This is a genomic window from Chitinophaga chungangae (assembly GCF_017742215.1).
GTDB classification, from domain to species: domain Bacteria; phylum Bacteroidota; class Bacteroidia; order Chitinophagales; family Chitinophagaceae; genus Chitinophaga; species Chitinophaga chungangae.
The window spans coordinates 1,166,222-1,180,962 of record NZ_JAGHKP010000002.1; the positions used below are offsets into that span (position 1 = coordinate 1,166,222).

At 52.8% G+C, this 14,741-nt stretch carries 16 protein-coding genes; 12 read left to right on the top strand and 4 right to left on the bottom strand.

Annotation, left to right across the window (positions count from 1 at the left end; translation table 11 throughout):
- Positions 1–122 precede the first annotated feature (122 nt).
- The 3 genes from J7I43_RS12990 to J7I43_RS13000 are packed head-to-tail and all read left to right on the top strand — an operon-like array spanning position 123 to position 1,667.
- Positions 123–806: an SCO family protein gene (locus J7I43_RS12990; protein WP_209146108.1), complete on the top strand. Its 684-nt coding sequence runs from the start codon at positions 123–125 to the stop codon at positions 804–806.
- A 12-nt stretch (positions 807–818) separates the two neighbouring features.
- Complete coding sequence (locus J7I43_RS12995) at positions 819–1,388, top strand: DUF420 domain-containing protein (RefSeq protein WP_209146109.1); 570 nt, start codon at positions 819–821, stop codon at positions 1,386–1,388.
- 54 nt (positions 1,389–1,442) lie between these two features.
- On the top strand, positions 1,443–1,667 hold the full coding sequence (locus J7I43_RS13000) for a hypothetical protein (protein WP_209146110.1): 225 nt from the start codon (positions 1,443–1,445) through the stop codon (positions 1,665–1,667).
- On the opposite strand, the gene J7I43_RS13005 is transcribed toward J7I43_RS13000, so the two are convergent.
- The gene (locus tag J7I43_RS13005; protein ID WP_209146111.1) at positions 1,664–2,275 is read right to left on the bottom strand and encodes a MarR family winged helix-turn-helix transcriptional regulator; all 612 of its coding nucleotides are present in this window, start codon (positions 2,273–2,275) and stop codon (positions 1,664–1,666) included. The genes J7I43_RS13000 and J7I43_RS13005 overlap by 4 nt on opposite strands.
- A 288-nt stretch (positions 2,276–2,563) precedes the next feature.
- On the opposite strand from J7I43_RS13005, the gene J7I43_RS13010 reads away from it, so the two are divergent.
- Positions 2,564–3,718 carry a chloride channel protein gene (locus J7I43_RS13010; protein WP_209146112.1) on the top strand — a complete coding sequence of 385 codons (1,155 nt, stop codon included), beginning with the start codon at positions 2,564–2,566 and terminating at the stop codon, positions 3,716–3,718.
- 47 nt (positions 3,719–3,765) lie between these two features.
- The gene (locus J7I43_RS13015) at positions 3,766–4,608 is read left to right on the top strand and encodes an FkbM family methyltransferase (RefSeq protein WP_209146113.1); all 843 of its coding nucleotides are present in this window, start codon (positions 3,766–3,768) and stop codon (positions 4,606–4,608) included.
- A 67-nt stretch (positions 4,609–4,675) separates the two neighbouring features.
- On the opposite strand, the gene J7I43_RS13020 is transcribed toward J7I43_RS13015, so the two are convergent.
- Both J7I43_RS13020 and meaB read right to left on the bottom strand, forming a co-directional pair.
- Positions 4,676–5,002: a DMT family transporter gene (locus J7I43_RS13020; RefSeq protein WP_209146114.1), complete on the bottom strand. Its 327-nt coding sequence runs from the start codon at positions 5,000–5,002 to the stop codon at positions 4,676–4,678.
- Positions 5,003–5,176: 174 nt separating this feature from the next.
- Positions 5,177–6,082, bottom strand: coding sequence for a methylmalonyl Co-A mutase-associated GTPase MeaB (gene meaB, locus J7I43_RS13025; RefSeq protein WP_209146115.1), 906 nt, complete (start codon positions 6,080–6,082; stop codon positions 5,177–5,179).
- A 53-nt stretch (positions 6,083–6,135) separates the two neighbouring features.
- On the opposite strand from meaB, the gene J7I43_RS13030 reads away from it, so the two are divergent.
- From J7I43_RS13030 to J7I43_RS13060, 7 genes are all read left to right on the top strand, one after another.
- Positions 6,136–7,011 (top strand): glycosyltransferase family protein, encoded by an 876-nt coding sequence (locus J7I43_RS13030; protein WP_209146116.1) that lies wholly within the window; start codon positions 6,136–6,138, stop codon positions 7,009–7,011.
- A gap of 57 nt (positions 7,012–7,068) precedes the next feature.
- On the top strand, positions 7,069–7,704 hold the full coding sequence (locus tag J7I43_RS13035; RefSeq protein ID WP_209146117.1) for an LON peptidase substrate-binding domain-containing protein: 636 nt from the start codon (positions 7,069–7,071) through the stop codon (positions 7,702–7,704).
- Between the two features lie 9 nt (positions 7,705–7,713).
- Complete coding sequence (locus J7I43_RS13040) at positions 7,714–8,457, top strand: type III pantothenate kinase (protein WP_209146118.1); 744 nt, start codon at positions 7,714–7,716, stop codon at positions 8,455–8,457.
- Positions 8,458–8,581: 124 nt separating this feature from the next.
- Positions 8,582–9,733 carry a hypothetical protein gene (locus J7I43_RS13045; RefSeq protein ID WP_209146119.1) on the top strand — a complete coding sequence of 384 codons (1,152 nt, stop codon included), beginning with the start codon at positions 8,582–8,584 and terminating at the stop codon, positions 9,731–9,733.
- Between the two features lie 9 nt (positions 9,734–9,742).
- Entirely contained in the window at positions 9,743–10,294 is a 552-nt protein-coding gene (lptC, locus tag J7I43_RS13050; protein WP_209146120.1) for an LPS export ABC transporter periplasmic protein LptC, read from the top strand.
- 153 nt (positions 10,295–10,447) lie between these two features.
- A complete protein-coding gene (locus J7I43_RS13055; RefSeq protein WP_209146121.1) occupies positions 10,448–11,437 on the top strand; it encodes a potassium channel beta subunit family protein in 990 nt (329 codons plus the stop codon).
- 298 nt (positions 11,438–11,735) lie between these two features.
- Positions 11,736–12,074, top strand: coding sequence for a tRNA-binding protein (locus J7I43_RS13060; protein WP_209146122.1), 339 nt, complete (start codon positions 11,736–11,738; stop codon positions 12,072–12,074).
- A 530-nt stretch (positions 12,075–12,604) separates the two neighbouring features.
- On the opposite strand, the gene J7I43_RS13065 is transcribed toward J7I43_RS13060, so the two are convergent.
- A complete protein-coding gene (locus J7I43_RS13065; RefSeq protein ID WP_209146123.1) occupies positions 12,605–14,740 on the bottom strand; it encodes a S9 family peptidase in 2,136 nt (711 codons plus the stop codon).
- Position 14,741 lies beyond the last annotated feature (1 nt).

The window sequence follows — 14,741 nt, forward strand, 5'->3', positions numbered from 1 at the left end:
AACCATAACGCAGAATGTAAAAGTGATTCCATCCACGCTGATAGCATCACTTTTACATTTTTGCTTTTATAAACCCTTTAAAACTTACCGTCATTTCCAGAAAAGCATTATTAGGCGTTGCATTGGCCATCCTGGTGCCCTTAACCGGTTACCTGATCGTGGACCATTACGGCAGGGACGTGATACACGTGCCGCCCTATCTCATTGCTGAGAGAGTAGATACCGTGGTGAAAGATGGAAAGACCTCCTACGACACCGTTTTTCACCAGGTGAAGGACTTCACCCTCACCAACCAGCTCGGCGAGCAGGTAAGCCTTAAAAACGCGGAAAACCGGATCGTGATCGTGAACTTCTTTTTTACCAGCTGCCCCGTGATCTGCCCCCAGCTGATGAAGAACCTGAAACGCGTGCAGGATACCTACAACAAAAACGATACGCTCATCCAGATCGTGTCGCTTACCGTAGACCCCGCCCGCGATAGCGTGGAAACGCTGAAGAAGTACGCAGACAAACGCGGCATCGACCCGAAAAACTGGTGGATGCTCACCGGCGACAAAAAAGAGATCTACGACCTCGCCCGCCACGAATTTTTTGTGAACGCCCTCGAAGGCACCGGCGGGCCGGACGATTTTATCCATACCGAAAAATTCGTCGTGATCGATAAAGACCGCTACATCCGCGGGTATTACAACGGGATGGACAGCAACGACGTGCGCCGGATGGTGAACGACATTGCCGTGCTGCACCTTGCCAAAGACAAAAAGAAGCCCGGGCTGCTCAAACGCCTTTTTTCCTCCGGCAATTAAAATTTGTGAACGATGAATCTGAAGAACAGGAACCTGAACATCCCTATCGCCCTCGTGTCTATCCTGATACCCGTGGCGGTGGCCATACTTTTTGTACTGCCCAAACCCGATATGGAAGTAGGGTTCGACGTGAAAATGATGCCTTTTTTCCATGCCGTGCTCAATTCCGCTACGGCCGTGCTGCTGCTGGCCAGCCTGTATTTCATTAAAAACGGCCACCAGAAAGCGCATAAATGGGCGAACCTTTCCGCCGTAATACTCTCCGTGTTTTTCCTGCTTTCTTACGTTACCTATCACTTCCTCACGGAAAGCACGAAGTTCGGCGACATAGACCACAACGGCGTGGTGGACGCCGCCGAAATAGCGCTGGTAGGGGGCGTACGGTATGCGTATTATTTCCTGCTGCTCACGCACATCCTGCTGGCGGTGGTGATCGTGCCGATGGTGCTGTTCACCCTGCTGTTCGCCTTCCAGGGCAACAACCCGAGGCACCGCAAACTGGCCCGTTTTACCTGGCCCGTTTGGTTTTATGTGGCGGTAACCGGCGTGATCGTGTATATCATGATCCAGCCGTATTATTGAGCGGAACTGATATAGATCAGTGACTGTAATGGAGAAAACCTGTAATTTCGGAAAGTGAAAAAGATATTCCTTCTCATCATGATCGTTGCGCTGCTGGTTCCCTGCAGCGATTTACTGGCCCAGTGCTCGTTGTGCACCAAAACCGCGCAGCAGCTCGGCGAAGGGCCCGCAAAAGGACTGAATAACGGTATCCTGATGCTGGCGTTCACACCGCTGGCGCTTGGCGCATTCCTCGGCTGGCGCTGGTGGAAATCCCAGCGCGCCGTTAGCGACAATTAACCCGCCGGCATCCGGAATTCCGGGCAATCCACTCTTAGATCTCCCGCTTTCAAAAAAGCATTCACAAGGTTGCAGTAATGCAGCTTTCCTTTCTTTTCGTAGAACCGGCAGTTCAGGCACATCCGCTGCGGCGTGATCACAAGTTGCCCGTTGAGGTCCTGGATCAGGTAGAGCAGCTGTTCCAGTATGCCCGACTGTTTTTCGGGCCCCATTTTCTGAACGGATATTTCCATCGGTTCCGCGAAACGCTCCACTTTGCGCGCAAGTGCTTTGCCTTCGCGGGTAAGATGCAGGGAATGACTGCGGCTGTCTTCCGAATCTTCTTTTCTTTTTACAAAACCTTTCGCGGCGATCGATTTGATGGCGTCGCTCACGGTCGCTTTGGTCATGTTGAAATGTGCAGCCAGATGTGTGACAGTCTTCAGTTTTTCCGGATAATGAAGTAAGTAGGTAAGTATCTGTACCTGGATAGGACTGATCCCGTATTGTTTGGCTTCCTGCCAGAGCATCACGCGGAAAGCTTCAGAAATTCTTTCCAGTGCCGCCACCACTTTGCTGGACGTGTGGGTAGCCTGATGCTCAGGATTAAAGGTAGATTCCTTTGCCATTTTTTTAGTTGAACTGTATCGTTTTAGTATGGTTTCTTAATTTAAATTGAATTTTTTCATCGGAAAATGGGCCTGCACGGGAGGGCCGAATGTACGAAACTTTTGGTGCGTGTGCATAGCACATTCATGGTGTTTCATGAAACACTTCGAAATCGTCGTAATTCTTTTTGTGCAAGCATTTCAGCGGATTATTGAACAGTCGTCCCGGGCCTTTTACACAATCTAGTTGGCATTTTTTTATTTGCTATATTTATCACGTTAAAGGATAAAATCCTAAACAACATCTCCTTGAAACTACCCGCATTTTTTTCCCATCGTGAAGGGTTGCCCATAGCAGATGGCCTGCCCGTTCCGCCTTATATCCATCAGCCACTCAAACGAGTGGGAGTATTGTGTCTTTGCATCGTTCTGCTTTCAACCGTCATCGGCGCGGCTGCGCTTTTGCTGTTGGAGGGTTTGCTTGGGCTGGAACATTTTGCAACGAATATTGTTCCGGGTATTGCGCTCGCCGCGCTGATCGTGGCCGGCGCGCTGGCCGCCGGCTGGCTTTGGAAAAAGACCGGGTGGTGGAAACCCTTGTCCCAGCTCGTTTACAGCGTTACGGGCATGCCGCTGGGGCCGGAGGGAATTTTATTGAAGGTGGCTGTGTTACTGCGGTTGGGCCGCAGTTTTTCGTCCGCGGAAAAAGACGTATTGGCCGTTAGCGCCATTGCGGCGGGTATTGCCGCATGGTTCGGCACACCGCTCGCCGCGGCCGTCATGGTCTGGTTCTCCATCACGCGCAGAAGAACGGGATATGTGCTACTGGCGGCTTTCACGGGCGCGGCCCTGCATTACGCATGGTTCGGCCCCCGGTCTTTGGGACCGTTTGAAATGCCCGGAGCGGCGGCCACGGGCGTGTATATTTTACTCGGCTTATTGATGGGCATTTTATCCGGTCTTATCGTGCGCGCGGTGCAGGCGCTCAACATGTTCAGCGGGCGTTATCTCAGCATTGCCGCGGTGGCGCTCATTGCGGTGCTGGTATGCCTGAAACCCTTGCTGTTCGGGCCTGGCATTGGACTCGGCCGGCAGGCGCTGACGCTGGAAAATGTGACGCTTTCGCTGCTGATCAATATAGCGTCTTACAAGCTCATTACCTTGATAGCCGCCGCCGGCGCGCGTTTCCCGGGAAGCCTCCTTACGCCGTTTGCGGCGGTGGGCGCGGCTTCGGGCGTGCTTACGGCCTTGTGGCTGCAATCGCTTTTCAGCACGGTGCCGCTCAATCCTTCGCTGGCGGCGGTTGTTGGCATGGCCGCCATGCTTGGCGGCGTTACGCGGCTACCGCTGATGGCCGCGCTTTTCGCGCTGGAAATTTCCTGGCAGCCCGCTGCCATAGCGCCCGTGGCGCTGGCCTCGCTGGCGGCTTACGCGGCTTCCACCGTTTTCCTCCGGAGGCTGTGAGAAAATAAACAAAATGGAAGTATCTTGGCGAAAACAACCAACAGCTCATGTCCATCTTATCCTATTTCAAAGCGTCGTTCGCACGGAAAAAAGCGCGCCGCGTGTTCCGGCAGTACGGCACCAGGACCGATACCTTCCATCTCGCCAACAACGAGACCATCGAGTTCGCCAACTGGCTGAACCCCCTGCTGAAACCGAAGGTCATCACGCAACATGAAGTAGATTTCTTCCGCAAATACATCCCCGAAGGTTCACTGGCGATCGATATCGGCGCCAACATCGGCGACCTTACCGTGGCCATGGCCATCGCCGCGGGCGGCTCCGGCAAAGTGCTGGCGCTCGATCCCAACCCGCACGTGTTCAGCGTATTGCAGGAAAATGCGAAACTCAACAAAGGCAAGGCCAACATCGTACCGCTGCAGTTCGCCGCGGCAGACAAAGACATGAACTTCTACTACGCCTCTTCCGAAGCTTCCATGAGCAACGGCGGGCTCATCACCGACCTCAACGACAACCGGCACGGCAAATACAAACTCAAAGAGCCCATCAAAGGCAAACACCTCGGTAATTTCCTCGAACAGGAATACGCCGGCGAGCTGCAGAAACTTTCCCTGATAAAGATTGATACGGAAGGGCTGGATTATTTCGTGCTCACCACGCTGGAGAATATCCTCGAAAAATATCACCCCGTAATTATCGCCGAGATCTTCCTGGAAATACCGGTGAGCATGCGCAACGATATATTCGACCTGCTGAAGAAACACGGCTACACACTGCTGAACGCCGGCCTGCTGGAAACAGACAAGCCGATGGTGACCAGGCCGGTGAATACGAAGGAGGACATGCCTAAGGTGGGGCAAACGGAAAACATCATCGCATATAAGGCTTAAAAACGCCTTTTTTTACCTGATAAAGTAACAGGCCCGGACTAACACGTTCCGGGCCTGTTTGCGTTCCTTAATGCCCTTCCGAAACAAATTTCAGCCCGATGATGGAGCCGATCAGCATCGCCAGGAAAAATATGCGCCAGAGCGTGGCGGGCTCTTTGAAAAAAAAGATTCCCGCGATAGCGGTGCCTGCCGCGCCAATGCCCGTCCATACCGCGTAGGCCGTACCGATCGGCAAACCGTTATTGATCGCTTTGTTCAGCAGGAAAAAGCTCAGCGAGATGCAAGCTACGAAGCTCAGCGAAGGCCAGAGCCTGGAAAAATTCTCGGAATACTTCAATGAAATGGTGAACCCGATCTCGAAAAGACCGCCCAATACTAAAAATAACCAGGCCATAACAAAATGATTTGTTCTGTTTAAAATAGAAATATGTTGAAATGAAATGTGTGGGTTGCGCGCGCAGGATCAGCCGCCGTAATTGAACACGGCGTAAGTGAAGAAAAGACGGAATACTCTTGTAACAGTAACCATTCCTGCGTTTTTTTGTTCAGACGGGGCGAAGATACGATTTTACCGGGTATACTGCTGAACGATGCGGTAAAGATTGAACTGCGGGTCGTTCATTTGCCGCTGCACGTCTGCGTACAGCGATTGTTTGTTCACGTCCTGCATGCGCCGGTGCTGGATGAGCTGGTAAGCCTTTTCCGCCAGCAGCAGCGCCTTGCGGTGGCTGTGCCCCTGCACCTGGTCGCGGTGCGCGTCCAGCGCGGCAATCAGCTCGCCGATGCCTTCGTGTTGTATGGCGATGGTTTTTACGACGGGCGTTTCCCAGTTGTCGCTGCGCCGGGTATGCGCCAGCAGCCGCAGGTTGCGGGCGAATTCGTCTGCCTTCGGCCGGTCGGCCTTGTTCACGGCGAACACGTTGGCGATCTCCATCAGCCCCGCTTTCATAGTCTGTATTTCGTCTCCTGCTTCGGGTACTACCACCACCACGGTGGTATCCGCGATGCCGGCGATCTCCACTTCGCTCTGGCCTACGCCGACGGTTTCGATGAAAAGATAATCGAAGCCTGCCGCTTTGATGAGGTCGCTCACTTCCATGATCTTCGGGCTGAGGCCGCCGAGCGCGCCGCGGCTGGCCATGGAGCGGATGAATACGCGGGGATCGGAAAAATGTTCGCTCATGCGGATGCGGTCGCCCAGGAGCGCGCCGAAATTAAAAGGGGAAGAAGGATCTACCGCGATGATGGCGATCCGCTGGTCACGATTTAACAATTCCGTGATCAATGCATTCACGAGCGTGCTTTTGCCCGCCCCCGGCGGGCCTGTGATGCCGGTAACGCGCGTGTGGCCGTTGGGCGGCAATGCTTCGAGCAACCGTTCATAACCCGGTGTTTCGTTCTCCACCAGCGATATACAGCGGGCCAGGGCGCGGGTATCGCCTTTCAGCAGGCGTTCTAATAACGGCGCAGACATAGAACAAATGTATCGATGATTTTTCACATCTTTGCAGCACCTTAGTTTGTTTCATGAAAGTTACCGGATTTACATTTGTCAGGAATGCCGTAAGGTTCGATTATCCCGTAACGGAAGCCATTCGTTCCATCCTTCCGCTTTGCGACGAGGTGGTCGTTAGCGTGGGTAACTGCAACGATGGTACGCTGGAACTGATCCAGTCCATCGGCTCTCCCAAGATCCGCATCTTTCATTCCGAATGGGACGATAGTTTGAAAGCGGGCGGGCGAGTGCTGGCCGTGGAGACCGACAAGGCGCTGCAGCATATCAGCAAAGACACTACCTGGGCGTTTTACATACAGGCGGACGAGGTGGTGCATGAATCGGACATTCCCGCCATCCGTGCCGCTATGGACCGTTACCGGCACAATGAGGAAGTGGAAGGATTGTTGTTCCGCTATCATCATTTTTACGGCAGCTACGATTACGTGGGCGATTCGCGCAGCTGGTACAATCATGAAATAAGGGTGATCCGTTTTAACCCCGCCATCCGCTCCTACCGCGACGCGCAGGGCTTCCGGCTGAACAACCGCAAGCTGCGCGTGAAACCCGTCAACGCATACGTATACCATTACGGCTGGGTGAAAAACCCCGAAGAACAGGCCCGCAAGTGGATCAATTCCACTTCCCTCTACCACGGCAACAACCGCCCCCTCATGGACCGCATCTCCGCCACCGCGGTGTTCGATTACTCCGAAGTGGATTCCCTCGAACGTTTCAACGGCCGCCACCCCATGATCATGGCCGACCGCATCAACCGGAAAAACTGGCAGTTCGAGCACGACATCAGCCGCAAACAATTCCGGAACATCAAGCGCAGAGTGCTCTACTGGTTCGAAAAACGGTTCGGGGTAAGGCTTTGGGACTACCGGAACTACAAAATAATTTAGCCCGCCCCCGCGCCAACAGCAGCGGGAATTTTTTCCCAAATAATGTATTTTAGCACTATGACGAATTTCATCCCGATTTTTCCATTAGGCATAGTGGTGTACCCGGGCGAACAGCTCAACCTGCACATCTTCGAGCCGCGGTACAAACAACTGGTGAGCGAATGCATCAGGGAAAACAAACCTTTTGGCATACCGGCGGTGATCGACAAAAAAGTGAACGAATACGGCACGCTCGTGGAAATCGCGCGGGTCGAAAAAGTATATGAGACCGGCGAGCTGGACATCCGGACCAAAGGGCTGAAAGTATTCCGCATCCTCGAGATCATCCGCGAAGTGCCCGAAAAGCTTTATGCCGGCGCTATCGTTAATTACCCCGACAACCAGGAACGTTCCAGCGCCAAACTGCAGCAGCAGGTGGTAACCGCCGTGCGCGAGCTGCACCAGATATTGCAGGTCAGCAAAAGTTTCCCGCAGGCAGACGACGTGCTGCGTTCCTACGACCTGGCACACCATGCCGGGCTTTCGCTGCAGGAAGAATACGAGATCCTCCATCTTTTCCATGAAATGCAGCGCCTGGAATATCTCAAACGCCACCTCCAGAAGGTGATTCCCGTGATGAACGAAATGGAACGGCTCAAAGACCGCGTAAAGCTCAATGGGCATTTCCGGAATTTATCCGTGGATAATTTTTAATTTGGCGGCATGACCGGACCTGTTTTTTGTATGGACCTGGGCAATTCGCGCCTGAAATGCGGTATAATGCAAAACGGCGAACTGCTGCGGGAATTGTTTTTTTCGGAAGCGGGTTTTCTCGGTGAAGTGAAAGCCGCGCTGGACCAATACCGGCCTTCCGCCGCCATCCTTTCCTCGGTGATAGACCATCCGCCCGCGCTGGAGGTTTTGCTGGCGGAACATACTTCCTTCGTAAAACTGCAGCACGGCACGCCAATGCCTATCCAGCTGGCGTACGACAAACCCGAAACGCTAGGGGTAGACAGAATGGCGCTCGCTTCGGGCGCCTGGGCCACGTTTCCCGGCAAACACAGCCTCATAATCGGTACCGGCACCGCCATCACGTACAATTTCGTGCATAAAACCGGGGTATTCCTGGGCGGGGGAATCAGTCCGGGCATAGACATGCGTTTCAAGGCGCTGCACGAGTTTACCGACAAGCTGCCGCTGGTGAAAGCGAGCACGCAATATTCTTTCATCGGCTACAACACGCGGCAAAGCATCCTGAGCGGCGTGCAACAGGGGGCGCTGGCCGAGGTGGAAGGCATGATAGCAGCGTATTCCGCGCGGTACCGGAACTTTAACGCGCTTTTAACAGGGGGTAATTTGGAATTTTTTGCTTCCCGCCTTAAAAGTAAGATATTTGCAAGCCCGTATTTAATGTATAAAGGTTTAAATTCAATCGTAGAACTCAATGTATTGGACAAAAGCTAGCTTCTTTTGCCTGCTTGGCGTTACTGTGCTTTCCGCAAAGAATGCTGCCGCTCAGGACAACACACCTTACTCTCGCTTCGGATTAGGCGAGCTTTCCCGTTCGGAAAATGCCGTCAATCTTGGTATGGGAGGCGCAGCCCAGGCTTTTGCCAGTCCCCAGTCCGTAAACTACCTCAACCCCGCCAGCTATTCCCGGCTGCAGCTGGTAACGTTCGACGTAGGCGTGAACGGCGGCGTACGCCGCCTTGCCACCCGCGACGAAAGCTCCCAGTCCGGTTTCGGCACCCTCGCTTATCTCCAGCTGGGCATGCCCCTGAGCAGGAAGTGGGGCCTCAACATCGGCCTCCGGCCCATGACCCGCGTAGCGTACAACATCGCCGAATCAGAGGAAAGAACGTTCTTCGATACCCTTAAAGTGCCCATGGTGAACCAGTTTGAAGGAAACGGCGGTATTTACCAGGCCTACGCCGGCACCGGCATCGCCTTCGGCAACTTCAGCATCGGCGCCAACTTCGGTTACCTTTTCGGGAACGTGACCAACAGCACCAAAGTGCTGTATCCCTCCGAATCCACCATTCTGCCCTCCCGCGCCAGCAAAAGGACCAGCTACGGCAGCTTCTTTTATACCGTGGGCCTGCAGCAGGTAGTGCCGCTGGGCAAAGACCTCAGCCTTTCATTCGGCGTTAGCGGAAGCCTCGAGCAAAAACTCAGCGCCCGCCGCGAAACCATGAAAGAAACCCTCTTCTACGACGCTTCTTCAGACGAATACGATACCCGCGATACCATCGAATACACCAGCGGCGACCGCGGCGACGTGCTCTACCCGCAGAATATCGGCGGTGGCATCATGATCACCAAAACCGACAAATTTATGTTCGGGATCGATTACAACACCGCCAAATGGAGCAATTTCAGGAACTATGAAGCGAAAGACAGCACGCAGGACAGCTGGAGGCTCAATTTCGGCGGCCAGTTTGTGCCCAACGCCACTTCCTTCACCGGTTACTGGAACAAAGTCGCTTACCGTGCCGGCGGGTTTTTCGGAAAAGATTACATAAAATTGGGGAATGAAGACATGAACATCTGGGGCTTCTCCATCGGCGCAGGTTTTCCTGTAAAAAGGATCATGCCCGCCATGAACCAGTTCACGATGATCAACACGGCATTTGAAGTGGGCTCCCGCGGAAACCAGGACCGCCTGAAGGAAACCTATTACCGGGTTACCATCGGCTTCACCCTTAGCGACCGCTGGTTCATCAAAACCAAATACGACTAACCGATCCGCTTGAAACGAATTTTTATATACCTGGGCATCGCCCTGGCTTTTATCAGCTGCGAAAACGACGTCAACGCCGTGCGTGCCTTCGATATTAAAAAGCTGGGCGTGGAGCAGGCGTATGATATCGAAACCATCATGAGCCAGACGGCCCATGTAAAAGGCGTGCTCACCGCACCGTACATGGAAAGGCATCTCAACAACCCGCCGCATACCGATTTTCCCAGGGGGCTCCAGGTGGTTTTTTACACGGATTCGCTTACCAAAGAAAGCATTCTCACTTCCAAATTCGGCACTTACGAAGAAAATTCAACGGACATCTACCTGCGCGACAGCGTGGTGTTCATCAGCCTCACTACCGCGCAGCGCCTCGATTGTAAAGACCTCCGCTGGGATTCCAAACAGAACCTCTTCGTAACGGACCGCTTCTGCCGCCTTTCTACTCCCGTGGACACGCTTTACGGCCAGGGCTTCAGGGCCAATCAGGATTTTTCCCGCAGCGAATTTATCAATGCTTACGGATCGTTCGCCCCGCAGGACAGTACGCTTTCCTTCCAATAAATAACAACGAGACTTCCAATAACAAAAGAACCCGGTCGATTGACCGGGTTTCTTTTGCTTTAACCTATTTTTTAACCTAAAATTTCCTGCCCGATAATAGTCAATAACTATGCCAGATTGTTATTTTTATGGGCATTTTAAAAATACATGATCATGGAATACAGAAGATTAGGAAAATCGGGCCTGCAGCTCAGCGTACTGTCCTTCGGCAGCTGGGTGACCTTTCACGGGCAGGTAGACGATAGTTTGTCAGACCGCCTGATGGGCCTTGCCTACGACAGCGGCATCAACTTCTTCGACAACGCGGAGATCTACGCCCTGGGCGAATCCGAAAAGATGATGGGAAGGGTGTTGAAACGGAAGAACTGGGACCGTACGTCGTACACCGTGTCCAGCAAAGCCTACTTCGGCTGGAGAGGCGCGAACAACAAGCCCAACCAGACCGGCCTGAGCCGCAAACACCTGGTAGAAGCCTGCCACGAAGCCCTGCAGCGTATGCAGCTCGATTATCTCGACCTGTTCTATTGCCACCGGCCAGACAGGAACGTGCCCATCGAAGAAGTGGTGTGGACCATGACCAACCTGATACAGCAGGGAAAAATATTGTACTGGGGAACTTCCGAATGGACGGCCGCGGAGATCATGCACGCGCATATGATCGCCCGCCAGTACAACCTGATCGGCCCCGTGGTGGAACAGCCCGAATACAACCTGTTCCGCCGCGAAAAAGTGGAAGTGGAATATGCACAGATCTACAAAAACGAAGGTTTGGGCACTACCATCTTCAGCCCGCTGGCTTCCGGTATATTGACCGGGAAATACAACAAAGGCGTGCCGGAAGGCTCCCGTTTAAGCCTGGAAGGGTACGAATGGCTGCGCAATCGCAACCTGCTCGACGAAAACCTGGCGAAGGTAGCGCTGCTGCAAACGGTGGCGGACCAGCTGGGCACAAGCCTCGCCGTTCTGGCCGTGGCCTGGTGCATTGCCAACCCGAACGTAACCAGCGCGATCCTCGGGGCTACGAAAGAAGAGCAGCTGAAAGAAACGCTGAAAGCGCTGGAAGTATATCCGAAACTCACGAAAGAGCTCATGCACGAGATCGATACCATCATGGGGACAGCGCCTAAAGTACCAACTCACTAACAGGGTGAACTGATATTGGTTAATTTCTTGTTAACATACGATATTTCGATACGTTCACGAGACAAAACCTTCCTTTTACGAAAACCAGGTTTTGAGTGTGACCCGCAATCATATCTTTGTATCGGTTTTTCATAGGATATGGTTAAAAATATTTGAGGGCGGTATTCTTACCGCCCTATATTTTTTCTCTCCACTCAACGCTGACGTATCCTTTACATCCCTTTTACCGCCTTTTCCACCTTTTCACCGGTTCCATTTTCCGCAAACCGCTTAATTTCCGTTCCAAAACTTCATACGAATGGAAACGATCACCTGGAATGATTTTGAAAAAGTACAGATCCGCGTGGGAACGGTATTGAAAGCGGTGAATTTTGAAAAAGCGAAAAATCCCGCTTACCAGCTCGAAATCGACTTTGGCCCGGAACTGGGTGTCAAACGTTCGTCTGCCCAAATCACGCGTTTATATCAGCCGGAAGAACTGGCCGGGAGGCAGGTAGTGGCCGTGGTGAACTTCCCCGTGAAACAGATCGCTAATTTTTTCTCCGAATGCCTGGTGCTGGGCGTAGTGGGAGACGATCAGCAAATAGTGCTGCTGCAGCCGGACCGCCCCGTGAAAAACGGCCATAGGATTGCATAGGGCTAAATAATTTAATTTAAAATTAATCATAATCTATTTGCAAAAACACCGATTTCCTGACTTCACGAACAAAAACGCTACGTTCACGGAAATAGACTTGCAATGGAAAGTTCCCGCCTTATCTTTGACTTAGGTTTTTCATAGGATATGGTTAAAATTATTACAAAGGCGGTATTCTTATCGCCTTTTTTAATTCCCTTCCCCCGATATTGTTGTTACTCCCCTCATATTTCCCATATTATAATTTTATTTGTGATGATTTGCGCTGCAGAACAGGATTTGCAGCAAATGAGCTTTCTCGCCAATCGTTCAAGGCGGTTTTCTTTACGTTAACTGGAAAAAATATAGCGTTCGCTAGTTTGGATATTGGACTTGTTTCTAAATTATGGAAATTTGTAACAGGTTTTTCAATAAAGATATGGTTAAAATTTTTCGGGGCTGTATTCTTGCAGCCCTGTTTTTTTGCCCCTACCTCATTAAAAAGGCCCGGAGATGTCTCCGGGCCTTTTCGTTTTATATCGGCGAATAACTTAGTTCGTGCCTTTGAAATAATCGGGCAGGGGCTTTTGTAACAGGTTCGCGTATACGAAACGGTAGCCTTCGTTGCGGGAATGCGCCGCTTTTTTGCCGCCCCATCCATGGCGTTCGCCGGGGTAAAGCATCAGTTCGAAATGTTTGCCCAGGTCTTCGAACAGGTTTACCAGCTGGATCGTGTTCTGCAGGTGCACGTTGTCGTCCATCGTGCCATGAACGATCCGCAGCAGCCCTTTGTATTTATCCGCGTGCGTGAGCACGGAAGTGATCTTGTAACCTTCGGGATTGTCTTTCGGCAGGTCCATGAAACGTTCGGTGTAATGACTGTCGTACAGCTGCCAGTCCGTTACAGAAAAGTTCGCCATGCCATGGGTGAACACATCGGCGCCGTAGGTAAGGGCCATGCAGGTCATGTACCCGCCGAAGCTGCCGCCGGTAATGCCCATGCGGCTGGCGTCCACGCCCGGCTGGGTGCCGAGCCATTTCGCGGCGTCCATGTAATCTTCGATCTCATATTTGCCGAGCTGGCGGTGAATGTAATTCATGCCCATCTTACCGAGGTGCCCCGCTGCGCGGTTGTCTATCGCCACCTGGATGAGCCCTTCCAGCGCATACCATTGCGAAGACAGGCTCGTGCGCCAGGTATCGTAAACGGTGCCCGCGTCCGGACCGCCGTAGATGCTGATCAGCACGGGATATTTTTTACCCGGCTCCATGTGCAGCGGCCAGATGATGGTAAGCGGCAGCGTCAGCCCGTCGCGGGTTTTGTAGGTTTTTAGTTCGGTGGGGGCGAGTTTATAGGTGTTGAAAGTTTCGCCGCGGGAATTGCCCAGCTCGCGGATCACCTTTCCTTTTTCGTTCAGCAGCGCCATGCGCGGGGGCGTATTGAGGTTGCTGTAGGTGGTCACGAAATATTCGCCGGTGGGGCTCAGCTTCACGTCGTGCGAAAATTCGCCGAAAGTGAGGCGTTGCGGCTCTCCGCCTTTCAGATCGGCTTTGTACAGGTCGAAGCGGGTGGATGCTTCTTTGCGGGCGGTGAAATAAACGGCTTGTTTCTTTTCGTCGATCAGCAGCACTTCGCGCACGCGCCAGTTGCCGCTGGTGAGCTGCTGCTTCAGGCTGCCGTCCATATTGTGCAGGTACAGGTGGTCCCAGCCGGAGAGATCGCTTTTTACGATAAAACCTTTATTGTTCTGCAGGAAATAAATATCGGTGAACCAGTCGATCCAGGTTTTTTGTTTTTCGTTGTACAGCGCTTTTTTAGCGCCGGTTTGCGGGTCGATGGCGTAGATGATGAGATTGTTCTGCTCGCGCGGCATCCATTGCGCCCAGAGTGCGCTGCCATCGGGGCTCCAGAAGGGCTGGCCGAAATACTGGTCGTCTTTTTCGTTGAAGTCCGCCCAGGTGATCTTCCCACCCGTAACGGGCACCACGGCCAGTTTTACTTCGGGGTTGGTATCGCCGGCCTTGGGGTAGCGCGTGTTTTCGAGAAAACCGTGCTGGCCTGCTTCGCTGTAGATCGGGAATACCGGCACTTTGGAATCGTCGAAGCGCATAAAAGCGATCCTTTTACTGTCCGGGCTCCACCAGAAGGCGCGGTAGCGGCTCGGGCGGCCGAGGATCTCTTCGTAATACACCCAGGAGGCCCAGCCGTTGTAGATCACGTCAGACCCGTCGGTGGTGTATTGTATTTCTTTTTTGGTGGCTACTTCCACTGCAAACAGGTTGTTGTTGCGGGTAAAGGCCACATATTTTTCGTCGGGTGAAAGGGTGGGGTTCTTTTCCGCCGTTTCGCTGTTGGTCAGCCTGATCTCTTCCCCGCCGTTGGGCATTTGCACGTACACGTCGTTCCCTTTCATGCTTACGGTGGCGCCGGTAGCGGGCGGCGGCGTGTAAGGGGCGGTGTTGCCCGTTTTTACGTCCACGCTCAAAGCTTTGCCCTGGCGGTATTCAATGTAATGATCTTTGTTGGCCCAGCCTCTAACGATAGGCAAAGGATCGGTGAGCGATATGGGATTGGAAAAAATCTTGTCGAAATCCAGTTCCTTTTTTTCCTGTGCTCCCGCCGGCAGGGCAGCCAGCATAGTTAACCCGGCAATCCACGCCGGCAGCGATTGTTGAATGCTTCTCATA